Raw genomic sequence first — 21,256 nt, 5'->3', positions numbered from 1 at the left:
TAATTGTTCAAATCAGGATTTTGCCGTGGCGCACGAAGGTCGGTTTGACCACCCGCACCGGGTACCATTTGCCGCGAATCTCGACCTCGGCGCGGTCGCCGGTAGCCATGGGTACACGCGCCAAGGCAATGGATTTGCTCAGCGTAGGAGAGAAACTACCACTGGTGATCTCACCTTCGCCAATACCGGTAACACGAACCACCTGATGGGCACGCAGAACGCCGCGTTCTTCCAGCACCAGGCCAACCAGTTTTTCCTTCACACCCTGCTCGATTTCCGCCAACAGGCCAGTGCGGCCGATGAATTCGCGCGCAGCCGGCTCCCAGGCGATGCTCCAGCCCAGGTTGGAGGTCAGCGGGGTGTGGGCTTCGTCGATGTCCTGGCCGTAAAGGTTCATGCCGGCTTCCAGACGCAGGGTATCGCGGGCGCCCAGGCCACTGGGGGCGATGCCGGCCCCTACCAGGTCGTTGAAGAAGGCCACGGCCTGGTCACCTGGGAGGATGATCTCCAGGCCGTCCTCACCGGTATAACCGGTACGGGCAATGAACCAGTCGCCTTCGGCGATACCTTCGAACGGGCGCAGCTCGCGGATCAGCGCGGCGCGCGACGGGCTCAGCAAGGCCGCCACCTTTTCACGGGCGTGGGGGCCTTGGATGGCGAGGATGGCGAGGTCCGGGCGAACCTGAACATCCACCTCGAAGCCTGCACGCTGCGCATGCAGCCAGCCAAGCACCTTTTCGCGGGTGGCGGCGTTGGTCACCAGGCGATAGCCGCCTTCGGTACGGTAGGCGATAAGGTCGTCGATAACCCCGCCCTGCGCGTTCAGCAGTGGGCTGTACAGCGCCTTGCCAATACCCGCGAGACGTGCGACGTCGTTGGCCAGCAACCGCTGCAACCAGGCAAAGGCATCACTGCCCGTGACGTCGATGACGGTCATGTGAGAGACATCGAAGACCCCGCAGTCACTGCGCACCTGATGGTGCTCCTCGACTTGCGAGCCATAGTGCAGGGGCATGTCCCAGCCGCCAAAATCGACCGTCTTGGCGCCGAGCGCCAGGTGCAGGTCATACAGAAGCGTGCGCTGTCCCATGGGTTTCTCCTTCCGGGCGTGGCGAAGCGGCGGCGGTCGATGACGTTGGGTCGTCAGCTCTTCTTGTAGGACCCGCCGCGCGAATGCCGCGCATTGTAGCCGCATGGGCGCAGGCTGGCACCCTTAGTGTCTGTGACCGGGGCGCCGAGCCGAACGGCGGATCAGCCCGATGACCGGCAGCAGCCCCACCAGTACCAGGGTCAAGGCAGGCAGCGAGGCGCGCGCCCACTCCCCCTCGCTGGTCATCTCGAACACCCGTACCGCCAAGGTGTCCCAGCCGAACGGACGCATCAGCAAGGTAGCCGGCATTTCCTTTAACACATCGACGAATACCAGCAGGGCCGCACTCAGTGCACCGGGCACCAACAACGGCAGATACACCCTGAAAAACAATCCCACGCCGCCGACGCCCAGGCTGCGCGACGCTTCAGGCAAGGAGGGCCGGATACGCTCCAGGCTGCCTTCCAGCGGCCCGTAGGCCACGGCGATGAAGCGCACCAGGTAGGCCAGCAGCAAGGCCGCGAGGCTACCCAGCAGCAAGGGTTTGCCAGCGCCGCCCAGCCATGTGGAGAGCGGCACCACCAGTTGGTTATCGAGGTAACTGAAGGCCAGCATGATCGACACCGCCAGCACTGAACCTGGCAAGGCATAACCAAGGTTGGCCAGGCCGACCCCAGCGCGGATGCCAGCCGTCGGCGCCTGGCGCCGGGCAAATGCCAGCAACAGCGCCACGCTCACCGTGATCAATGCCGCCATGCCGCCCAGGTACAAGGTGTGCAGCACCAGGCCGACATAGCGATCGTCCAGGTCATGCCGACCGCGCTGCCAGAACCACACCAGCAATTGCAGCAGCGGTATGACGAAGGCGCAGGCGAACACCAGCAGGCACCAGCCGCTGGCCAGCAGCGCCTTTGCCCCGCGCAGGTGATAGAGCGCTTGCCCACGCGGCCGCTCGTTGCCGGTACGGCTGGCGCCGCGCGCACGGCGCTCGCCGTAGAGCACCAGCATCACCGCCAACAGCAGCAGGCTGGCCAACTGCGCGGCGCTGGACAGGCTGAAGAAGCCGTACCAGGTCTTGTAGATGGCCGTGGTGAAGGTATCGAAATTGAACACTGCCACTGCACCGAAATCGGCCAGGGTTTCCATCAACGCCAGGGCGATACCGGCACCGATGGCCGGGCGCGCCATGGGCAACGCCACGCGCCAGAACGCCTGCAGCGGCGACAGCCCCAGTACCCGGGCCGCCTCCATCAGGCCCCGGCCCTGCGCCAGAAAGGCCGTGCGCGCAAGCAGGTAGACATAAGGGTAGAACACCAGCACCAACACGATGACCACCCCACCCGTGGAGCGTACGCGGGGCAGGCGCATCGGCCCGAAGGCTTCACGCAAGGCGCTTTGCACGGGGCCGGCAAAGTCCAGCAGGCCGACGAAGACGAATGCCAGCACGTAGGCGGGGATGGCGAACGGCAGCATCAGCGCCCAGTCCAGCCAGCGCCGGCCGGGGAATTCGCAGAGGCTGGTGAGCCAGGCCAGGCTGACCCCCAGGACAGTGACGCCGATGCCTACGCCCAGCACCAGGGTCAGGGTGTTGCCGAGCAGGCGGCTCATCTGGGTGTCGAGCAGGTGCGACCAGATCTGCTGGTCGATCGACTGCCACGACAGCAGCAGGACGCTCAGGGGCAGGAGCACCAGGGCAGCGATCAGGGCGACCGGGAGGTACCAGCGGCGTTGGGGGGTGTGGGGCAAGGCTCAAGTCTCGAAGGCGATGGCGACCGCTGCGCGGTCGTTCGCGGGTAAACCCGCTCCTACAGGTACGGTGCCGCCGCTTGGGCTGCGCTGTACCTGTGGGAGCGGGCTTGCCCCGCGAAAGGGCCCTTGCAGGCCCCGCAAGGATAAAGCCTGGCGCTTAGTTCCAGCCAGCCCGGTCCATCAACCGAATCGCTTCTGCCTGGCGCTTGCCCGCGATCTCGACCGGAATGCTGTCAGCTTTGAAGCTGCCCCAGGCTGCAACCTCGTCCGACGGTTTGACCTTCGGGTTGGCCGGGAACTCCTGGTTGATGTCGGCGAACAGCTTCTGCGCGTCTTCGCCGGTCATCCACTCGACCAGCTTTTTCGCAGCCTCTGGGTGCGGAGCATGCTTGGTCAGGCCGATGCCCGACAGGTTCACGTGTACGCCACGGTCACCCTGGTTGGGCCAGAAGATCTTCACCGGCAACGCGGGGTTTTGCTTGTGCAGGCGCCCGTAGTAGTAAGTGTTGACCACGCCCACATCGCACTGGCCGGCCTCGATGGCCTGGATCACGGCGTTGTCATCGGAGAACACGTCGGTGGACAGGTTGTTGACCCAGCCTTTGACGATCTCTTCGGTCTTCGCCTCACCGTGGTTCTCGATCAGCGTGGCGGTCAGCGACTGGTTGTAGACCTTCTTCGCGGTGCGCAGGCACAGGCGGCCCTCCCACTGCTTGTCGGCCAGGGCTTCGTAGGTGCTCAGCTGTTCGGGTTTGACCCGGTCGGTGGCATAGATGATGGTCCGGGCGCGCAGGCTCAGGCCGGTCCAGTCATGGGACGAGGCACGGTACTGCGCCGGGATGTTCTGGTCGATGATGTCGGACTTGATTGGCTGCAGGATGCCCATCTGCTCGGCCTGCCAGAGGTTGCCGGCATCGACGGTCAGCAGCAGGTCGGCCACACCGTTCTCGCCCTCGGCCTTGATGCGTTGCATCAACGGGGCTTCCTTGTCGGTGATGAACTTGATCTTGACCCCGGTCTTGGCGGTGTAGGCATCGAACACCGGCTTGATCAGCTCGTCGATGCGCGAGGAGTACACCACCACCTCCTCCGCTGCCTGGGCAGTGCCGCCGAACAGGGTCAGGGCCAGGGCGGCCAGTAGGGGCTTGCGTGGCAACATGGAAAGCACTCCTCGGATCGTATGAGAGGCGCAAATGGTAGTGAATCCCATTTTGTCACTCACCCTTGGAGCCGTTACCGGATGTTGCAGGGGCCGCAAGGCGGCCCCGTAGGCTCAAGGCCTGGCCAACGCCGGCAGGTCCCCGCTCAACCCCAATGCCTGGCGCACGAACAATGCCTTGGCCTCCGGCATCTGCTCCACCAGCTTCAAGCCACTGTTACGCAACCAGCGCAACGGCAGTGGGTTGGCCTGGAACAGCCGCTCGAAACCCTCCATCGCCGCCATCAGCCCCAGGTTGTGCGGCATGCGCCGCCGCTCATAGCGGCTCAGCACCTTCACATCCGCCAGCCGTTCGCCCCGCTCGCAGGCATTGACCAGCACCTCGGCCAGCACAGCGGCATCGAGGAAGCCCAGGTTGACGCCCTGGCCAGCCAACGGGTGAATGGTGTGCGCGGCATCGCCAATCAAGGCCAGCCCCTCGTCCACATAGCGCTTGGCGTGGCGCTGGCGCAGCGGCACGCAGACGCGCGGGTCTGCCTGCAGGACTTCACCCAGGCGCCCCTCGAAGGCTCGTTCCAGGGCCTTGAGGAAGGCCGGCTCATCCAGCGCCATCAACTGCTCGGCATGCTCCGGGGTGGTCGACCAGACAATCGAGCACCAGTCCTGCTGGCCATCGCGCGTCAGCGGCAGGAACGCCAGCGGGCCGTCGTCGGTGAAGCGCTGCCAGGCCGTGGACTGGTGCCCCGCGCTGCAACGCACGCTGGTGACGATGGCGTGATGCAGGTAATCCCACTCACGGGTTTCGCAACCGGTCAGGCGGCGCACCGCCGAGTTGGCGCCATCAGCCGCCACCACCAGCGGCGCACGCAGCTGGCGGCCGTCGGCCAGGGTCAGCAGCCACTCGTCACCGGAGCGGCGCAGTTGCTCCAGCCGCGCATTGGGCAGCAGGCCGATGTCGCTGTCATGCAGACGCTCCAGCAGGCCATCCTGCACCACCCGGTTCTCGACGATGTGGCCGAGTACCTGAGCGTGCACGCTGGCCGCCGAGAAGTGGATCTGGCCCGTGCCGCTGCCATCCCACACGTGCATGTCGGTGTACGGCGTGGCCCGCCGCCGGGCGATACCGTCCCAGGCGCCAAGGCGCTCGAGAATGCGCTGGCTGGCCGCCGACAGGGCACTGACACGCGGCTCGAACGCGGCCTCGTTATCGTAGGGTTTGACCGACAGCGGGCTGCCGTCGAGCAGGAGAATGTCCAGGCCACTGTGGCGCAACGCCAAGGCCAGGGCGCTGCCGACCATACCGGCACCGACAATCAACAGATCTGCGCGCATTTCCATGCCTTACGCCTGCCTCGCTTGCGGCTTGAGCCGCACGTATAGGGTTTTGTCGACCCGCGCCACCAGCTCGCCGGCAGCGTCGCGGATATCCACCTGCAAACGCGGCAGGCACTTCTTGCCGGTAGCGGTCTGCTGGCGGATCTCGTCCAGCAGGGCGTCATCGAGGTGGAACTCGGCGTACACCGGGCCTTTGCCCGGCGAGATGAAATCGATGCTCGCCGCCTTGTCCCAGACGATGTATTCACGCCCCAACTGCTCGATCAGCAGCAACATGTAGAACGGATCGACCATCGAGTAGAGGCTGCCGCCGAACTGGGTACCGACGTAATTGCGGTTCCAGCGCGTGAGCTTCATGCATACCTTGACGCTGCGCATGTCCGGGCTGATGTGCTGCACACGGATACCGGCGCCCAGGTACGGTGGGTAGAGGTTCAACAACCAGCGCAACATACGGGCCCGGCGCGCCAGCCTGCGCGGATTACTCATGCCTGGCCTCGCGGGTCGGGGCGCGTACCCAGGCCCATGGCCTGGCGGGCAAACCAGCTTTTCGCCGGGGGCAACAGGTCGAGGCCGAGCAGGCCGATGTTGCGCCCTGCGGCCAACAACGGCTGGTTGCTGCCGAACAGGCGCGTAACCTGGTCGGAAAAGCCGATGGTCAGGGCCTGATCCAGGCGCTGACGCTGGTGATAGACGCGCAAGGTAGCCAGGTCTCCGGGTTGCTGCGGGCCCGCCAGCAGCGCTTCGGCCAGTGCCTGAACGTCACGCAGCGACAGGTTGAAGCCCTGGCCGGCAATGGGGTGCAGGCTGTGCGCGGCGTTGCCCAGCACCACCAGGTGCGGGCGTACCTGCTCGTCGGCTTCGACCAATGCCAGCGGGTACAGATGCCTTGCCCCCACCTGGCGCAATGCGCCGAGGCGATAGCCGAAGGCGTCCTGCAGCTCGCGCAGGAAGCTGCGTTCGTCGATTTCGGCCAGCCGCTGCGCGTCCATGCCCTGACGGGTCCAGACCAGCGCACAGCGGTTTTCCGGCAATGGCAGCAGCGCCATCGGGCCTGCCTCGGTGAAGCGCTCGAACGCCTGGCCGCGATGGGCCTCGCCAGGCGTGATGTTGGCGATCAAGGCGCTTTGCTCATAGGGCGTGCGGCGCACATGAATGCCGAGTTGCTCACGCAGGCCGGAGCGGCCGCCATCGGCCAGCACCGCCAGGTCGCAGTCCAGGCTGGTGTCGTCATCCAGCTGCAGGCGGTAACCGCCTTCGATGGCGTGCATTGCCCGCACCTCGGCGGGGCAACGCCAGCTCACCACGTCACTGTCGAGCCCCTGCCACAGGCACTGGCCAAGCCAGGCGTTCTCGACCACGTAGCCGAGCGCTGGCACGCCCTCCTCGACGGCATCCAGGCGCGTGGCGCCGAACCGGCCGCGGTCGGATACCTGAATCTGCCGGATCGGTTCGGCGCGTTGGCCGATGGCCTGCCACAGCCCCAAGTGCTGGTAGATCTGTTGTGTGCCAAACGACAGCGCCGAGGAGCGCGCATCGTAGCTGGGCTGGAAGTTGTCGCCAGGCGCGAACGGCTCGATCAGCAGGATCTTCCAGCCGCGCGCCTTGGCCCCGGCTTGCAGGGCCAAGGCCAGGCTGGCGCCGACCAGGCCGCCGCCGATGATCGCCAGGTTTACTCGATTCATGCCGCGTCCTTGCGCGCAGCCTGCATCAGCGCCTCGATCTCGGTGACCGTGCGCGGCACGCCTGAGGTCAGAATTTCACAGCCTTGCCTGGTCACTACCACGTCGTCCTCGATCCTTATGCCGATGCCGCGCCACTTCTTCGCCACCGCCTGGTTGTCGGCGGCAATGTAGATGCCCGGCTCGACGGTCAGCGCCATGCCGGGCTCCAGCACGCGCCACTGACCGCCCACCTTGTACTCGCCCACATCGTGCACATCCATGCCCAGCCAGTGCCCGGCGCGGTGCATGTAGAAGGCGCGGTAGGCTTCGCTTTCGATCAGCCCCTGCACATCGCCCTTGAGCAGCCCCAGTGCCACCAGGCCCTCGGTGATGACCTGCACGGTCGCCTCGTGGGCGTGGTTCCAGTGCTTGCCGGGGGCGATTTCGGCGAAGGCCGCAGCCTGGGCCTTGAGCACCAGCTCGTAGATGGCCTTCTGCTCGGGCGAGAAACGCCCGCTGACCGGGAACGTGCGGGTGATGTCGCTGGCATAGCAGTCGATTTCGCAGCCCGCATCGATCAACACCAGGTCGCCATCCTTGAGCGGGGCGTCGTTCTGCTGATAGTGCAGGATGCAGCCATTGCGCCCGGCGGCGACGATCGAGCCGTAGGCCGGCATTTTCGCCCCGCCCTTGCGGAATTCGTAATCCAGCTCGGCTTCCAGGCTGTACTCGTGCAGCCCGGCCCGGCATGCCTGCATGGCACGCACGTGGGCGCGAGCGGAAATTTCGGCGGCAGCGCGCATCACTTTCACTTCCGCCGCCGATTTATACAGGCGCATGTCATGCAGCAGATGATCCAGCGCAACGAACTCGTTCGGCGGCTGGGCACCAAGGCGCGCCTTGGAGCGGATCACGTTGATCCAGTCCATCAGCCGGCGGTCGAACTCGGGGTTGCTGCCCATGGCGCTGTAGACCCGCTCGCGGCCTTCGATAAGGCCCGGCAGGATCTCGTCGATGTCGGTGATCGGGAAGGCATCGTCGGCGCCGAAATCACGCACCGCACCTTCCTGGCCGGCGCGCAGCCCTTCCCATTGCTCGCGCTCGGGGTTGCGCTCGCGGCAGAACAGCACGTACTCGCCATGTTCCCGGCCGGGGATAAGCGCGATGACAGCCTCAGGCTCCGGGAAGCCGCTGAGGTACTGGAAGTCGCTGTCCTGGCGGTACACGTGCTCGACGTCGCGGTTGCGAATGGCAACTGCGGCGGCGGGCAGGATGGCAATGCTATTGGGGACCATCTGCGCCATCAGCGCCTTGCGCCGACGGGCATACTCGGCCTTGGGAATGTGGCTCATGGGCAGACTACCCCCGGTTGATCAGTGCAACGATGGCTTGGACGCAGGTGCGGCCGGCTTGGCCAGCTCGGAGAACAGCAGCAGCGGCGCTACGCGCAGGTATTCCATGACTTCCATGTAGTCGCTCTCGCCGTCTTCGGACTCTTCGAGGGCTTCTTGCACCTGCGAGATGGCAACCAGGTCCTGCAGCACGTCCTTGGCCTCGGTGGAAAGCTCCTTGCCACCTGCGTTCAGGCCGAAGCCGGTGATGAAGCCCTGGCACCACTGGCCCAGCGCCTCAGCGCGGTCGGCCAGCGCGGCGTCATCGGTAGGCAGCAGCAGGACGATGGCCATGTCATCGCTGGTCAGCTCACCCTTGACCATCTCCTGCAGGCCGATCAGGGCATTGCGGACAGTGTCACCGGGTTCGTTTTCCAGCAGTTGGGCGGCGTCGGCCAGCCAGGCGTCGGCATCGAAGCCGGCACCGGCGCAACTGCGCCCGACCAGCAAGCCGTGCAGCTCGGCAGGAGTGACAGGGTGGCCATTGCTGGAAAGCAGCATGGCGAAGGCGATGTAGGGCGATTGGGTATTGGGCATGGGCAACTAGGCGCCAGACGGCGCAATGACTAGAATGGAGACCTTGTATCCTAGCACCGGCAGGCGCGCCAAGACCATCGGCACTGGCCGTCGCGGGCCAGGGAGAGGCATCATCGCCAGGTGACTCAACGACGGAGCGATTCGAGTGCAACCCACGCAAGAGAACGACCTGCAAGCGCTGATGAGCCGATTCGAGTTGCTGATTGAACGTGTCGAGCAACTAAAACGGCAAAATGCACTCCTAGTAGCTCAGGAAAAGTCCTGGCGCGAAGAGCGCGCCCACCTCATTGAAAAGAACGAGATCGCAAGGCGCAAGGTCGAGTCGATGATTTTACGCCTCAAGGCTCTGGAGCAAGACTCATGAGTTCAAGCAATAGCGTCACCGTGCAGATCCTCGACAAGGAATACTCGATCATCTGCCCGCCGGAAGAGCGCAACAACCTGGTCAGCGCGGCGCGCTACCTGGACGGCAAGATGCGCGAGATCCGCAGCAGCGGCAAGGTGATTGGTGCCGACCGCATCGCGGTGATGGCGGCGTTGAACATTACCCACGAGATGCTGCACCGCCAGGAAGAGCGTACCGATGCACCCGCTGCTGGCACCAACCGCGAACAGGTGCGCGAGCTGCTGGATCGGGTCGATAAGGCTTTGTCCGACGACACGGATACCAAAATCGGCTGAGATTGGTATACTGGCGCCACTCCCTGGGGGATGCGCCAGTCGGTTATGTCCCTGAGCCGATACGCACAACCACGGGGGTTGCACGCTGGGGCCGGTGTGCATGTCCGCTCGACGGAAAGCCTTAACGCCCCCTGCAATCTCCACCTTGAACTTTCGGGTTCAAGGGCTACACCGATAGCGGTCCTATCGGGGAGCCTTATTTCTCTTGCCTGCATTTGCTGCGGGCAGACTCCACACCAGTAGCGACAACTGGGAACGCCCGTGCCATGACCGACACCGCGCCGCCTACCCGCCCCCAGCTCCGTCGCCTGCTGCGCAATGCCCGCCGCGCACTGACGCCTGCCCAGCAGCGCCAGGCCGCCCTCGGCCTGTACCGCCAGTTGGCGCAAGACCCGCTGTTCCGCCGCGCCCGGCACATCGCCCTGTACTTGCCCAACGACGGCGAAATCGACCCATACCTACTACTGCGCGAAGCCCAGCGACGCGGCAAGCGCACCTACCTGCCGGTACTGCACGCCTGGCCGCGCACGCGCATGGTGTTTCAGCGTTTCGAGCAGGGTGAAAAACTCAAGCGCAACCGCTTCCGTATTCCAGAGCCACTGACCGACCGCAAACGCCAACGCCCGATCTGGTCCCTGGACCTGATCCTGCTGCCGCTGGTGGGCTTCGATGAAGTGGGTGGGCGCCTGGGCATGGGCGGGGGGTTCTATGACCGCAGCCTGGCCTACCAGGCGCGCCGCAAGACCTGGAAAAAGCCCTTGCTGCTGGGGCTGGCGCATGAATGCCAAAAGGTCGAGCGGCTGGCGCAGGCCAGCTGGGATGTACCCTTGCAGGGGACGGTCTCGGACTGCGACTGGTACCTGGCGCCGAGCTGAGCGGCGCCAGCGAAGGGCATCAACGTGGCGGCTGGCTGGCGTCGACTGGCATCTGATAGGCGGTATCCAGCTTGCGCTCCCAGAACCCCTGCGCATAACCGGTAGTGACCACACCCAGGCCAAAAATGAACACCAGGATCCACAGCAGATCCGGCTTTTTGCGTTGATTCATCGAAGATTGCCCCCCAGGCAAACTGTTCCGGCTTGGCGATTTTCTGGGTATCGCCAGCGCATCTCGCTTTAAACGGGGCGCATTTTCCGACAACCTGCGTCTACACGCAAACATTGACGCCAACCGGCTGTCGGTTTCGTGCAACAGGTTATTTCAAACCTTTTCAGGAGCAGCATCCATGGCCTATTGGCTGATGAAATCCGAGCCCGACGAGCTCTCGATCGAAGGCCTTGGCCGCCTGGGCGAAACACGCTGGGACGGCGTGCGCAATTACCAGGCGCGCAACTTCCTGCGGGCCATGAGCGTGGGCGACACGTTCTTCTTCTACCATTCCAGCTGCCCGCAGCCGGGCATTGCCGGCATCGCCCGGATCACGCGGGCAGCCTACCCGGACCCAACCGCACTGGACCCAGAGAGCCCCTATCACGACCCCAAGGCCACGGCCGAGAAAAACCCGTGGAGCGCCGTAGATGTGGCGCACGTGCAGACCCTGCCCAAGGTGCTGGAGCTGGGCTGGCTCAAGCAACAGGCTGCCCTTGCCGAACTGCCGCTGGTACAGAAAGGCAGCCGCCTGTCGGTGATGCCGGTGACCCCCGAGCAATGGGCGGCGATTGTCGCGCTGAGCTGAAGGTGCGCTATGGTCATGGGGTTTGACCGATATCAACACGCCATGGATAGCCACACGCCACGATAGGGGCGTGCATTGAGCAGGATGCTGACTGATGAATCGATATGCCCCCAGGGTCTTCGCCACCGCGTTGATCGCCTTACTGGCGACCGCTGCAGGGCTGGGTTACTGGAAGTCGCTGCACGACCAATTGCCGGAAGGCTTGAGCATGGGCAACGGCCGCCTCGAGGCGACCGAAGTGCAGATTGCCAGCAAGGTCCCCGGGCGCTTGGCCGAAGTGCGGGTCGACGAAGGCGACAAGGTTGTCCGCGGCCAGCTGCTGGCCCGTATCGACACCCGTACCATGGAGGCCCAACGCAACCAGGCCGAGGCCGAAGTGCTGCGCGCGCGGGAAAACTACGCGGCAGCCCAAGCCAGTGTGCAACTGCGCCAAAGTGAACTGCTGCTGGCCGGCCAGGAGCTCAAGCGCGTGCGCGAAATCTTCCAGCGCAAGTACGCCAGCCAGCAGTTGCTCGACCAGCAACAGGCCCGCTTCGACACGGCCAACGCGGCAGTTGTCGCGGCACGTGCCCAGCTGGCGGCAGTCAAGGCCGCCATCGGCGCCGCCCAAGCCCAGGTGGCGCAGCTCACCAGCGAGATCGACGACAGCAGCCTGCGCGCGCCCATCGACGGCATCATCCAGCTGCGCCTGGCCGAACCGGGTGAGGTGTTGGGTGCTGGCGGTCGGGTACTGATGCTGATCGACCCGAGCGACCAATACATGAACCTCTACCTGCCGGCCTCCACCAGCGGCCGGCTGACCGTTGGCGATCAGGCACGCATCGTCCTCGACGCCTTGCCAGAGCAGGCCTTGCCGGCGAAGGTGGCCTTTGTTGCGGCCAAGGCACAGTTCACCCCGAAACAGGTCGAAACCCGTGACGAACGGCAGAAGCTGGTGTTTCGCGTCAAACTGCGCCTGATCGACCCAAGCGCCGTGCCTCAAGCCAAGCCGGGCATGCCGGGTGCTGGCTACGTGCGCACGGCTGATGTGGACTGGCCGGCCAACCTGCAATGAACGCGCCGGCACTGCTGGCCGAGGGTATCAGCCACCGCTATGGCGGCCTGGTCGCCTTGCACACGCTGGGCTTCAGCCTGCCTGCAGGCACGCGCTGTGCACTGATTGGCCCCGACGGGGCCGGCAAATCGACCCTGCTCGGGCTGATCGCAGGCGTGAAGCGCCTGCAACAGGGTGAGCTGCAGGTGCTCGGCGGCTCGATCCGTCAGCGCCGCCATCGCGCGGCGCTGTACCCAAAAGTGGCGTTCATGCCGCAAGGGCTGGGCAACAACCTGTATCCCGAACTGTCGATCAGCGAGAACATTCGTTTTTTTGCCACCCTGTTTGGCCTTGGCCGTGATGAATGCGACCAGCGCATGGCCAACCTGCTACAAGCCACTGACCTGCAACGTTTCGCCGAGCGCCCGGCCGGCAAGCTGTCGGGGGGCATGAAGCAGAAGCTGGGCCTGTGCTGCGCGTTGATCCACGAACCTGACCTGCTGATCCTCGACGAACCCACCACCGGGGTCGACCCCCTTTCGCGCCGGCGCTTCTGGGAGCTGGTCGAGCAGGTACGTGCGCAACGCCCGCAATTGACGCTGCTGGTGGCCACTGCCTATATGGAAGAGGCCGAGCAGTTCGAGCACTGCCTGATGCTCGATGGCGGCCAGCTGATTGCCGCAGGCCCCAGCCAGGTACTGGCCGCCGTCACGCCCAGCGGCAAGCTGGACGACGCCTTTACCCATTACCAGGGCGCAGGCAGCACGCAACACGCACCCTTGAGCATCCCGCCACGCCCGACCAATGACGGCCCGGTTGCCATCGAGGCGCACGACCTGACCCTGCGCTTTGGCGATTTCACCGCAGTGAACAAGGTCAGCTTCGCCATTGGCCGTGGGGAAATTTTCGGCTTCCTGGGTTCCAACGGCTGCGGCAAGACCACCACCATGAAAGTGCTCACCGGCCTGATGCCCGCCACCGAGGGCAGCGCCACCCTGCTCGGCCGCCCGGTGGATGCCAGCGACCTGGCCACGCGCAAGCGGGTGGGGTTCATGTCGCAGAGTTTCTCGCTGTATGGCGAACTCAGCACCCGCCAGAACCTGACGCTGCATGCCCGCCTGTTCGACCTGCCCAAGGCCGAAAGCGCGCAGCGCATCAGCGAACTGATCGAACGCTTCGACCTGGGCAGCTTCGCCGACCAGCCGTCAGGCGCCCTGCCCCTTGGCCTGCGCCAGCGCCTGTCGCTGGCGGTCGCGGTGCTGCATCGCCCTGAAGTGCTGATCCTCGACGAGCCGACTTCTGGCGTCGACCCTGCCGCCCGGGACGACTTCTGGCGGCTGCTGGTGGAATTGTCCCGCGAGCAGGGCGTGACCATTTTCCTCTCCACCCACTTCATGAACGAAGCCCAGCGCTGCGACCGCATTTCGCTGATGCACGCCGGCCGGGTGCTGGCCTGCGACACGCCCGACGCCCTGCAGCGCCATTACGCCGGCAACACCCTGGAAGACGCCTTCGTCCGCTGCCTGGAACAGGCCCAGGAGGCCGGCCCCCAGGCCCCGGGCAACGCGGTACTGGAGCAGGCAGCAGCGACCACACCGCCGTTGCGCCAGGGCTTCAGCCTGCGCCGCCTGTTGGCGGTGGCCAGCCGGGAGGGCAAGGAGTTGCTGCGGGACAGGGTGCGCCTGGCCTTTGCCCTGCTCGGCGCCGTGTTCATGATGGTGATCTTCGGCTACGGCATCTCGCTGGATGTGGAGAACCTCGCCTTCGCCGTTCACGACCAGGATCAGAGCCCGCAGAGCCGCGCCTACCTCGAGGCCTTTCGCGGGTCGCGCTATTTCGCCGAACAGGCGCCGATCCGGGATACTCGCGAGATGCACCAGCGCTTGCAGCGCTCCGAAATCAAACTGGCGCTGGAGATCCCACCGGGCTTTGGCCGCGACCTGCACGCCGGGCGCCAGCCGGTCGTGGCAGCCTGGCTGGACGGCGGCATGCCGTTTCGTGCGGAAACCAGCCGTAACTACGTGGAAGCCGTGCACCAGGCGAACCTCGAACAGCTTGCCGCCTACAGCCCGCAACCGGTGCAGCGCCAGGAACCGGTGCGCCTGGAAACACGCTTTCGCTACAACCAGGATGTGGTCAGCGTGAATGCCATCGGCCCCGGGGTGATGGCACTGATCCTGGCCTTCATACCAGCCATGCTCACCGCCCTGGGCATTGTCCGCGAGAAAGAGCTGGGCTCCATTACCAACTTCTACGCCACGCCCCTCACCCGCCTGGAGTTCCTGCTGGGCAAACAGCTGCCCTACCTGGCCGTGAGCCTGGTCAACCTGGCGTTGCTGGTGGCGATGAACCGCTGGCTGTTCGCCGTGCCGCTAAAGGGCAGCGTGCTGGCCCTGGCCTGTGGCGGCGTGGCCTACCTGTTGGCCACCACCAGCCTGGGCTTGCTGATTTCGGCGTTCACCCGCACCCAGATCGCGGCCATTCTGGGCACCATGATCATCACCAGCTTGCCGACCATTCAGTTTTCCGGGCTGATCGTGCCGCGCTCGTCGCTCGACGGCGCTGCGGCGGTGATGGGCCAGCTGTTCCCGGCCGGGTATTTCCTCGACATCGCGGTCGGCACCTTCACCAAAGCGCTGGGCCTGCGCGAGCTGTGGCCGCAGTGCCTGATCCTGCTGAGTTTCTTTGCCGTATTCACCGGCCTGAGCCTGATCATGCTCAAGAAGCAGGAGGCCTGACATGTCGCGCTTGAACCACACCCTGCGCCTGGGCCTGAAAGAACTCACCAGCCTGCGCCATGACAGCGTGCTGCTGCTGTTTCTGCTTTATGCCTTTAGCGTGGCGATCTACATGCCTGCGGCCGGCTCGGTGATCGGCGTGCACAACGCCAGTGTCGCCGTGGTCGACGAAGACCACAGCCTGCTCTCGCGCAAACTCACCGAGTCGCTGCAACCGCCCGAGTTCCAGCCTGCCGTGCCTCTGCCTCCGGACCGCCTGGACCAGGCCATGGACAGTGGCCAGTACACCTTCGTGATCAATGTGCCGGTAAATTTCCAGAGCGACCTGCTGGCCGGGCGGTCGCCGGAGCTGCAGATCAACGTCGACGCCACGGCCATGAGCCAGGCCTTCATGGGCGCCGGCTACATCGGCCGGATCTTCGAACGTGAGCTGCTCGACTATACCCAGCGCACCACCACGCAGAGCCCGGTGCTGATCAACCCCAAGGCATTGTTCAACCCCAACCTTGAGGGCGGCTGGTTTCTGGCGGTGATCCAGATCGTCAACAACATCACGATTCTGGCGATCATCCTCACCGGCACCGCGTTGTTGCGTGAGCGCGAACACGGCACGCTCGATCACTTGCTGGTGCTGCCGTTGACCGCGCTGGAAATCATGCTGGCGAAAATCGCCAGCAACGCACTGGTGGTGGTGCTTTGCACCTGGATCTCGCTGATCGTGGTGGTCAAGGGCGCCCTGGGCGTGCCGTTGTCCGGCTCCATGGGGCTGTTTCTGGGGGTGACGGCGCTGTACCTGTTCGCCAGCACCGCGCTGGGCATCTTTCTGGCCACCCTGGCGCGTTCGACGCCTCAGTTCGGCCTGCTGGCGATCCCGGTGATCATCCCGATGCTGTTGCTGTCGGGCGGCAGCACGCCGCTGGACAGCATGCCGCAGTGGTTGCAATGGGTGATGCAAGGCTCACCGTCGACGCATTTCGTCAGCCTCGGCGCCGCAATTCTGTTCCGCGACGCCGGCTTGGCCGTGGTATGGCCAGATATCCTGGCCCTGGCCGTGATCGGCCTGGTGTTCTTCAGCGTGGCACTGGCGCGCTTTCGGCGCAGCCTGGCCTCTTGATCACTGCACGATCAGGTTGTTGAACAGCAGGTCTTCGACAATCGGCTTGCCCTCTTCCGCTTCCATTACCTGCTGCACCTGCTTGAGGGCTTCCTGGCGCAGTTGCTCCTTGGCCTCGACGTTGCTCATCTTGTCTACCGTCTGCTGGGTGAACAGCGCCACCAGCTGGTTACGGATCAGCGGCTCGTGATGCTTCACCGCCTTGGCGGCCTCATCACCGGTCACGCGCAGGGCCACGTCAGCCTTGTAGACGCGCAGCTTGGGGCCACCGTCGAGCGCGTAGTTACCGACAAAGGGTGGGCTCAGGGTGATGTAGGCGACTTTTGGCTGCCCTTCCTTGGCCTCTTCGGCCATGGCCGCCACTGGCAGCATCAGGGCCAGCACCATCAAGATCCACGCTTTCACGAATTCGCTCCTCAATACAATTGGCGCCAGCTTACCCAGCACACCGCTCAAACCCAAGCCCAGGCTTATGCCGGCCCATCAGGGTGGGCCATGCTCGTTGACCCGGCAGGTGGCCCTCCTACACTTATCGGCCATTACCCGCAAAGGAATAGCCCCGATGAAAGCTGTGTTGTGCAAAACCCTGGGCCCGGCGCACGACCTGGTACTGGAAGACGTCGCCAGCCCCGTGCCGAAGAAGAACGAGCTCCTGCTGGAGGTACAGGCCGCAGGTGTCAACTTCCCGGACACCCTGATCATCGAAGGTAAATACCAGTTTCAGCCACCGCTGCCGTTTTCCCCGGGCAGCGAAGCAGCGGGGGTGGTCGCCGCAGTCGGCGAAAAGGCCGGTGCGTTCAAGGTCGGCGACCGGGTCATGGCGCTGACGGGCTGGGGTGCGTTCGCCGAGCAGGTCGCGGTGCCCTTCTACAACGTGATGCCGATCCCCGAAAGCATGGACTTCACGACCGCTGCCGCCTTTGGCATGACCTACGGTACCTCGATGCATGCACTCAAGCAGCGCGGCCAACTGCGGCCCGGTGAAACCCTGCTGGTGCTGGGGGCGTCTGGCGGTGTGGGCCTGGCGGCAGTGGAAATAGGCAAGGCCATGGGCGCCCGGGTGATCGCCGCGGCCAGCAGCGCTGAAAAACTGGCTGTGGCCAAGGCTGCCGGGGCCGACGAGCTGATTGACTACAGCCAGGCCAGCCTCAAGGACGAGATAAAGCGCCTGACCGGCGGCCAGGGCGCGGACGTGATCTACGACCCGGTGGGCGGCGAGCTGTTCGACCAGGCCGTGCGCGGGCTGGCCTGGAATGGACGGTTACTGGTGGTCGGGTTTGCCAGCGGCACCATCCCACAGATGGCGGCGAACCTGGTGCTGCTCAAGGGCGCTGCGGTGCTGGGGGTGTTCTGGGGGGCGTTTGCACAGCGTCAGCCGGAGGACAATGCGGCGAACTTCAGCCAGCTGTTTGCCTGGCATGCCGAAGGCAAACTGAAACCGTTGGTGTCGAAGACTTATCCACTGGCCGAGGCTGGGGCGGCTATCGAGCAATTGGGGCAGAGGAAGGCGGTGGGTAAGTTGGTGGTGCTAACCCGATAAGGCATCACAACTGGGTTGGCAGCACCGGCCTCTTCGCGGGGCAAGCCCGCTCCCACAACCTGAAGACCGCAGAGAACCTGAGCAACTGTCTTGCTCAAACTTCGCGCAGGTTATGGCAGCGCCTGAACCGCGCCTCCAGGTTGCGATCCGGCATCTGGTGAGTGCGCAAAGCGTTCAAGGTCTGTTCCACATACTCGCGCGTGGTGCCATACCGCCCTTTGGCACTGGCAAGGATCTGGCTGAGCAGCGTATCTGGCAGATTCCCCGCATAGCACGGCAAGTGGCGCTCCAGCACAAAACCCAAGGCCTGCACCTTGCTGCCATCCCCCAACCGGCAACTGAGCCAGTGCGGGCGGTAGGCCGGGTAAGGCATCTCCCTCTGCCACAGCGCCATCAGCGACTCATCCAGGTTGCTTTCTTCCAGCCGATAGGCAAAACCGCTGCACGACCCGCCACGGTCCAGGCCGAATACCAGGCCCGGTGTTTCCGGCGTGCCACGGTGCTCGTGCGACCACAGGTACAGCCCACGGTGGTAACCATGCACCCGCGCCCGCTGACGCTCAACCGAACTGCACTCCGGGCGCCAGATCAACGAGCCATAGGCAAACAACCACACGGGCCCGCCTTCATGGCGTGACATGGTCATGTGCATGGAGTTGATCAATTGCTCGCGGGTCAATTGCTGGCCGAAGTCGAGCGCCGGAGGGTAAGAACTATTCCAGGATAACTGTTGAAGTGCCGACATAAGCTGCCGCCATTATTCCCCGTGAACTACTGTCGTAGCGAGCGTCGCTGTGTGCCAGGGCCTGCGCCCCGCACCCAAGGTACCTGGATTAACCTTAGGATATAAACAGGCCACTACTCAAGCCCCGCAGCTAAAGATTCACGCGAACTTCCGACAGTTGGAGCGCATTGTTTCAAGCCGGGTGAAAGTTATGAGCCAAGGCGGTAACAATTACCGCCTTATACCCAGTGGTTCAAACTTCGGTTATTAGCCACGCGGCGCGTAGGCAAATACATCCGCGCGCATGCGGTGCGCATCCATGCCCGCCTCGACCAGCGCATCGAGGGTGGCATAGACCATGTTGGGCGAGCCGCTGGCATACACATGCACGGTATTGAGGTCAGGGATGTCTTCGCAAACCGCCTCGTGCAGCATGCCGCACCGGCCTTCCCACCCGCACAGGTCACTGACGACCTTGTGCAGGAACAGGTTGGGCAAGTGCTGCCATTGGTCCCAGTGCTCGATCTGGTAGAAATCCTCGGGCCGGCGCACCCCCCAGTACAGGTGTACCGGATGCTTGAAGCCCTGGGCGCGGCAGTGCTCGACCAGGCTGTGCATCTGGCCCATCCCCGTACCGGCAGCGATCAGCACCAGCGGGCCGTCTGGCAGCTCGGCCAGGTGCGCATCGCCGAACGGCAGTTCGATACGTGCCAGGCGATCGCGCTGCAATTGCTCGATCAACTGCAGTGCGCTGGGTTCACGCGCCAGCACGTGCAGCTCCAGCTCACGCCCACCGTGGGGGGCCGAGGCCAGGGAGAACGCCGCCTGCTTGCCGCCTTCACGCTCGATCATCAGATACTGCCCGGCGTGATAACGCGGCGGCTTGCCCGCAGGCGCCCGCAGGCGCACGCGCCAGACGTCGCCACCGACGTCGACGCATTCGCTCACGCTGCACGCCAGCTTGCGCACTGGCAGCTCGCCCAGGGCGAGCACACCATCCCAGAGCAACACGCAATCCTCCAGCGGTTCGGCAATGCAGGTGAACAGCTCGCCATGGTCGCGTACTTCGCCGTTCTGGCGGACGCTCCCTTCTACCAGCAAAGCGGCGCAGACATGGCAATTGCCATTGCGGCAGCTGTTGGGGCAGTCATAGCCCAGCCGCCGCGCTCCATCCAGGATCCGTTCCCCGGGTTCGAGCGCCAGCACTGCCCCGGACGGCTGCAACGTTACCTGCATCAATCTATTCCCAACTGATCCCACAGCTCATCGATACGGCGGGTGACGGCTTCGTCCTTGACGATGACCCGCCCCCATTCGCGTGTAGTCTCGCCCGGCCACTTGTGGGTGGCATCCAGGCCCATCTTCGATCCCAACCCCGACACCGGCGACGCGAAGTCCAGGTAGTCGATCGGGGTGTTGTCGATCATCACCGTATCACGCTTGGGGTCCATGCGCGTGGTGATGGCCCAGATCACGTCATTCCAGTCGCGGGCGTTGATGTCGTCGTCGGTGACGATAACAAACTTGGTGTACATGAACTGTCGCAGGAACGACCACACCCCCAGCATCACGCGCTTGGCGTGGCCTGGGTACTGCTTTTTCATGGTCACCACCGCCATGCGGTACGAACAACCTTCCGGCGGCAGGTAGAAGTCGACGATCTCCGGGAACTGCTTCTGCAGGATCGGCACGAACACTTCGTTCAGCGCCACCCCGAGAATGGCCGGCTCATCGGGCGGCCGGCCGGTGTAGGTGCTGTGGTAGATCGGTTTTTGCCGGTGGGTGATGCGCTCGACCGTGAACACCGGGAAGCTGTCCACTTCGTTGTAGTAACCGGTGTGGTCGCCATAGGGGCCTTCGGGCGCCATTTCGCCAGGGTGGATCACCCCTTCGAGGATGATCTCGGCGGTGGCCGGCACCTGCAGGTTGCTGCCACGGCACTTGACCAGCTCGGTGCGGTTGCCACGCAGCAGGCCGGCGAAGGCGTACTCGGACAGGGTATCCGGCACGGGCGTCACCGCCCCAAGAATGGTCGCCGGGTCTGCGCCCAGCGCCACAGCAACCGGGAACGGCTGGCCGGGGTGCTTCTCGCACCATTCGCGGTAGTCCAGCGCGCCACCGCGGTGGCTCAGCCAGCGCATGATGACCTTGTTGCGGCCGATGACCTGCTGGCGGTAGATACCCAGGTTCTGGCGGTCCTTGTTGGGGCCGCGGGTCACGGTCAGGCCCCAGGTGATCAGCGGCGCCACATCGCCTGGCCAGCAATGCTGGATCGGCAGCTGGCCGAGGTCGACGTCGTCACCTTCGACCACCACCTCCTGGCACACGGCATCCTTGACCACCTTGGGCGCCATCGACACGACCTTCTTGAAGATCGGCAGTTTCGACCAGGCGTCCTTCAGGCCCTTCGGCGGCTCGGGCTCCTTGAGGAAGGCCAGCAACTTGCCGATTTCGCGCAGCTCTTCGACCGACTCGGCGCCCATGCCCATGGCCACCCGTTCTGGCGTACCGAACAGGTTGCCCAGCACCGGGATGTCGTAGCCGGTGGGCTTCTCGAACAGCAACGCCGGGCCCTTGGCACGCAGGGTGCGGTCGCAGACCTCGGTCATTTCCAGGACGGGAGAAATCGGAACCTGGATGCGCTTGAGTTCGCCGCGCTGTTCCAGGCCACGGATGAAGTCGCGCAAGTCGCGATACTGCATGCAGGAGCCTCGTGTTGGCCGTATCGGTCGGGGTGCAGAGTGTAGCGCCTAAGAGGGCAAAATGGCCAAGGGAGTCTGGGCCGCGCGCAGTCTCACCGACTGGCCTGCGTTCAGGGGGCTGGCT

General features: G+C 64.6%; 21 protein-coding genes and 1 other RNA gene. 9 read left to right on the top strand and 13 right to left on the bottom strand.

The features are described 5' to 3' along the window. Nucleotides 1-7: 7 nt before the first annotated feature. The 8 genes from gcvT to HU770_RS17800 form a co-directional block, all read right to left on the bottom strand. Entirely contained in the window at nucleotides 8-1,090 is a 1,083-nt protein-coding gene (gene gcvT / locus HU770_RS17835; protein ID WP_186657665.1) for a glycine cleavage system aminomethyltransferase GcvT, read from the bottom strand. Nucleotides 1,091-1,213: 123 nt separating this feature from the next. After that, complete coding sequence (locus HU770_RS17830; protein WP_033702160.1) at nucleotides 1,214-2,836, bottom strand: iron ABC transporter permease; 1,623 nt, start codon at nucleotides 2,834-2,836, stop codon at nucleotides 1,214-1,216. A gap of 160 nt (nucleotides 2,837-2,996) precedes the next feature. Then, nucleotides 2,997-3,998, bottom strand: coding sequence for an extracellular solute-binding protein (locus tag HU770_RS17825; RefSeq protein WP_033702162.1), 1,002 nt, complete (start codon nucleotides 3,996-3,998; stop codon nucleotides 2,997-2,999). A gap of 114 nt (nucleotides 3,999-4,112) precedes the next feature. Beyond that, nucleotides 4,113-5,330, bottom strand: a complete 1,218-nt coding sequence (locus HU770_RS17820) for a 2-octaprenyl-3-methyl-6-methoxy-1,4-benzoquinol hydroxylase (protein ID WP_167334469.1) — start codon at nucleotides 5,328-5,330, stop codon at nucleotides 4,113-4,115. Between the two features lie 9 nt (nucleotides 5,331-5,339). Further along, on the bottom strand, nucleotides 5,340-5,822 hold the full coding sequence (locus tag HU770_RS17815; protein WP_033702166.1) for a DUF4442 domain-containing protein: 483 nt from the start codon (nucleotides 5,820-5,822) through the stop codon (nucleotides 5,340-5,342). Next, nucleotides 5,819-7,018 carry a 2-octaprenyl-6-methoxyphenyl hydroxylase gene (gene ubiH / locus HU770_RS17810; RefSeq protein WP_033702168.1) on the bottom strand — a complete coding sequence of 400 codons (1,200 nt, stop codon included), beginning with the start codon at nucleotides 7,016-7,018 and terminating at the stop codon, nucleotides 5,819-5,821. The genes HU770_RS17815 and ubiH overlap by 4 nt, the downstream gene beginning before the upstream one ends. After that, on the bottom strand, nucleotides 7,015-8,349 hold the full coding sequence (pepP, locus tag HU770_RS17805; RefSeq protein ID WP_033702170.1) for a Xaa-Pro aminopeptidase: 1,335 nt from the start codon (nucleotides 8,347-8,349) through the stop codon (nucleotides 7,015-7,017). The genes ubiH and pepP overlap by 4 nt, the downstream gene beginning before the upstream one ends. Before the next feature lie 21 nt (nucleotides 8,350-8,370). Beyond that, complete coding sequence (locus tag HU770_RS17800) at nucleotides 8,371-8,925, bottom strand: YecA family protein (protein WP_186664660.1); 555 nt, start codon at nucleotides 8,923-8,925, stop codon at nucleotides 8,371-8,373. A 181-nt stretch (nucleotides 8,926-9,106) separates the two neighbouring features. Between HU770_RS17800 and HU770_RS17795 the strand changes: the two genes are divergently transcribed. From HU770_RS17795 to HU770_RS17780, 4 genes are all read left to right on the top strand, one after another. Continuing rightward, nucleotides 9,107-9,289 (top strand): TIGR02449 family protein, encoded by a 183-nt coding sequence (locus tag HU770_RS17795; RefSeq protein WP_033693939.1) that lies wholly within the window; start codon nucleotides 9,107-9,109, stop codon nucleotides 9,287-9,289. After that, on the top strand, nucleotides 9,286-9,606 hold the full coding sequence (locus HU770_RS17790) for a cell division protein ZapA (protein ID WP_033702174.1): 321 nt from the start codon (nucleotides 9,286-9,288) through the stop codon (nucleotides 9,604-9,606). The genes HU770_RS17795 and HU770_RS17790 overlap by 4 nt, the downstream gene beginning before the upstream one ends. Before the next feature lie 17 nt (nucleotides 9,607-9,623). Beyond that, nucleotides 9,624-9,803, top strand: a non-coding RNA gene (ssrS, locus tag HU770_RS17785) — 6S RNA. 69 nt (nucleotides 9,804-9,872) lie between these two features. Next, nucleotides 9,873-10,481 carry a 5-formyltetrahydrofolate cyclo-ligase gene (locus tag HU770_RS17780; RefSeq protein WP_033702176.1) on the top strand — a complete coding sequence of 203 codons (609 nt, stop codon included), beginning with the start codon at nucleotides 9,873-9,875 and terminating at the stop codon, nucleotides 10,479-10,481. A 19-nt stretch (nucleotides 10,482-10,500) separates the two neighbouring features. Here the strand turns inward: HU770_RS17780 and HU770_RS17775 are convergent, their stop codons facing one another. Continuing rightward, entirely contained in the window at nucleotides 10,501-10,653 is a 153-nt protein-coding gene (locus HU770_RS17775) for a hypothetical protein (RefSeq protein WP_167334468.1), read from the bottom strand. Nucleotides 10,654-10,831: 178 nt separating this feature from the next. Between HU770_RS17775 and HU770_RS17770 the strand changes: the two genes are divergently transcribed. From HU770_RS17770 to HU770_RS17755, 4 genes are all read left to right on the top strand, one after another. Next, on the top strand, nucleotides 10,832-11,281 hold the full coding sequence (locus HU770_RS17770) for an EVE domain-containing protein (protein ID WP_033702178.1): 450 nt from the start codon (nucleotides 10,832-10,834) through the stop codon (nucleotides 11,279-11,281). Between the two features lie 94 nt (nucleotides 11,282-11,375). After that, nucleotides 11,376-12,335 carry an HlyD family efflux transporter periplasmic adaptor subunit gene (locus HU770_RS17765; RefSeq protein ID WP_033702180.1) on the top strand — a complete coding sequence of 320 codons (960 nt, stop codon included), beginning with the start codon at nucleotides 11,376-11,378 and terminating at the stop codon, nucleotides 12,333-12,335. Further along, nucleotides 12,332-15,052, top strand: a complete 2,721-nt coding sequence (gene rbbA / locus HU770_RS17760; RefSeq protein ID WP_186664657.1) for a ribosome-associated ATPase/putative transporter RbbA — start codon at nucleotides 12,332-12,334, stop codon at nucleotides 15,050-15,052. The genes HU770_RS17765 and rbbA overlap by 4 nt, the downstream gene beginning before the upstream one ends. A 1-nt stretch (nucleotide 15,053) precedes the next feature. Next, entirely contained in the window at nucleotides 15,054-16,166 is a 1,113-nt protein-coding gene (locus HU770_RS17755; RefSeq protein ID WP_186657657.1) for an ABC transporter permease, read from the top strand. Here the strand turns inward: HU770_RS17755 and HU770_RS17750 are convergent, their stop codons facing one another. Continuing rightward, entirely contained in the window at nucleotides 16,167-16,571 is a 405-nt protein-coding gene (locus HU770_RS17750) for a flagellar basal body-associated protein FliL (protein WP_033702186.1), read from the bottom strand. A gap of 157 nt (nucleotides 16,572-16,728) precedes the next feature. Here HU770_RS17750 and HU770_RS17745 point away from each other — a divergent pair, with 157 nt between their 5' ends. Then, entirely contained in the window at nucleotides 16,729-17,706 is a 978-nt protein-coding gene (locus tag HU770_RS17745; protein WP_186664656.1) for an NADPH:quinone oxidoreductase family protein, read from the top strand. A gap of 94 nt (nucleotides 17,707-17,800) precedes the next feature. On the opposite strand, the gene HU770_RS17740 is transcribed toward HU770_RS17745, so the two are convergent. The 3 genes from HU770_RS17740 to ubiD form a co-directional block, all read right to left on the bottom strand. Next, the gene (locus tag HU770_RS17740) at nucleotides 17,801-18,451 is read right to left on the bottom strand and encodes a gamma-glutamylcyclotransferase (RefSeq protein ID WP_186657648.1); all 651 of its coding nucleotides are present in this window, start codon (nucleotides 18,449-18,451) and stop codon (nucleotides 17,801-17,803) included. A 246-nt stretch (nucleotides 18,452-18,697) separates the two neighbouring features. Then, nucleotides 18,698-19,666, bottom strand: coding sequence for a CDP-6-deoxy-delta-3,4-glucoseen reductase (locus tag HU770_RS17735; RefSeq protein ID WP_033702191.1), 969 nt, complete (start codon nucleotides 19,664-19,666; stop codon nucleotides 18,698-18,700). Further along, the gene (gene ubiD, locus HU770_RS17730; protein ID WP_033702193.1) at nucleotides 19,666-21,132 is read right to left on the bottom strand and encodes a 4-hydroxy-3-polyprenylbenzoate decarboxylase; all 1,467 of its coding nucleotides are present in this window, start codon (nucleotides 21,130-21,132) and stop codon (nucleotides 19,666-19,668) included. Before ubiD ends, HU770_RS17735 begins: the two co-directional genes overlap by 1 nt. Between the last annotated feature and the right edge of the window lie 124 nt (nucleotides 21,133-21,256).

This window comes from Pseudomonas sp. SWRI68, assembly GCF_014269165.1.
Classification (GTDB): domain Bacteria; phylum Pseudomonadota; class Gammaproteobacteria; order Pseudomonadales; family Pseudomonadaceae; genus Aquipseudomonas; species Aquipseudomonas capeferrum.
The sequence above is the reverse complement of the archived record's forward strand: the minus strand, read 5'-3'. Positions and strand labels throughout refer to the sequence as shown.

What these genes read in the sequence shown, in the direction of transcription:
- HU770_RS17775 (WP_167334468.1), bottom strand. Translation starts at nt 10,653, where the DNA reads ATGAATCAACGCAAAAAGCCGGATCTGCTGTGGATCCTGGTGTTCATT.
- HU770_RS17790 (WP_033702174.1), top strand. Translation starts at nt 9,286, where the DNA reads ATGAGTTCAAGCAATAGCGTCACCGTGCAGATCCTCGACAAGGAATAC.
- HU770_RS17825 (WP_033702162.1), bottom strand. Translation starts at nt 3,998, where the DNA reads ATGTTGCCACGCAAGCCCCTACTGGCCGCCCTGGCCCTGACCCTGTTC.
- HU770_RS17800 (WP_186664660.1), bottom strand. Translation starts at nt 8,925, where the DNA reads ATGCCCAATACCCAATCGCCCTACATCGCCTTCGCCATGCTGCTTTCC.
- HU770_RS17735 (WP_033702191.1), bottom strand. Translation starts at nt 19,666, where the DNA reads ATGCAGGTAACGTTGCAGCCGTCCGGGGCAGTGCTGGCGCTCGAACCC.
- gcvT (WP_186657665.1), bottom strand. Translation starts at nt 1,090, where the DNA reads ATGGGACAGCGCACGCTTCTGTATGACCTGCACCTGGCGCTCGGCGCC.
- HU770_RS17770 (WP_033702178.1), top strand. Translation starts at nt 10,832, where the DNA reads ATGGCCTATTGGCTGATGAAATCCGAGCCCGACGAGCTCTCGATCGAA.
- pepP (WP_033702170.1), bottom strand. Translation starts at nt 8,349, where the DNA reads ATGAGCCACATTCCCAAGGCCGAGTATGCCCGTCGGCGCAAGGCGCTG.
- ubiD (WP_033702193.1), bottom strand. Translation starts at nt 21,132, where the DNA reads ATGCAGTATCGCGACTTGCGCGACTTCATCCGTGGCCTGGAACAGCGC.
- HU770_RS17745 (WP_186664656.1), top strand. Translation starts at nt 16,729, where the DNA reads ATGAAAGCTGTGTTGTGCAAAACCCTGGGCCCGGCGCACGACCTGGTA.
- HU770_RS17765 (WP_033702180.1), top strand. Translation starts at nt 11,376, where the DNA reads ATGAATCGATATGCCCCCAGGGTCTTCGCCACCGCGTTGATCGCCTTA.
- HU770_RS17795 (WP_033693939.1), top strand. Translation starts at nt 9,107, where the DNA reads ATGAGCCGATTCGAGTTGCTGATTGAACGTGTCGAGCAACTAAAACGG.
- HU770_RS17815 (WP_033702166.1), bottom strand. Translation starts at nt 5,822, where the DNA reads ATGAGTAATCCGCGCAGGCTGGCGCGCCGGGCCCGTATGTTGCGCTGG.
- ubiH (WP_033702168.1), bottom strand. Translation starts at nt 7,018, where the DNA reads ATGAATCGAGTAAACCTGGCGATCATCGGCGGCGGCCTGGTCGGCGCC.
- HU770_RS17820 (WP_167334469.1), bottom strand. Translation starts at nt 5,330, where the DNA reads ATGCGCGCAGATCTGTTGATTGTCGGTGCCGGTATGGTCGGCAGCGCC.
- HU770_RS17755 (WP_186657657.1), top strand. Translation starts at nt 15,054, where the DNA reads ATGTCGCGCTTGAACCACACCCTGCGCCTGGGCCTGAAAGAACTCACC.
- rbbA (WP_186664657.1), top strand. Translation starts at nt 12,332, where the DNA reads ATGAACGCGCCGGCACTGCTGGCCGAGGGTATCAGCCACCGCTATGGC.
- HU770_RS17780 (WP_033702176.1), top strand. Translation starts at nt 9,873, where the DNA reads ATGACCGACACCGCGCCGCCTACCCGCCCCCAGCTCCGTCGCCTGCTG.
- HU770_RS17740 (WP_186657648.1), bottom strand. Translation starts at nt 18,451, where the DNA reads ATGTCGGCACTTCAACAGTTATCCTGGAATAGTTCTTACCCTCCGGCG.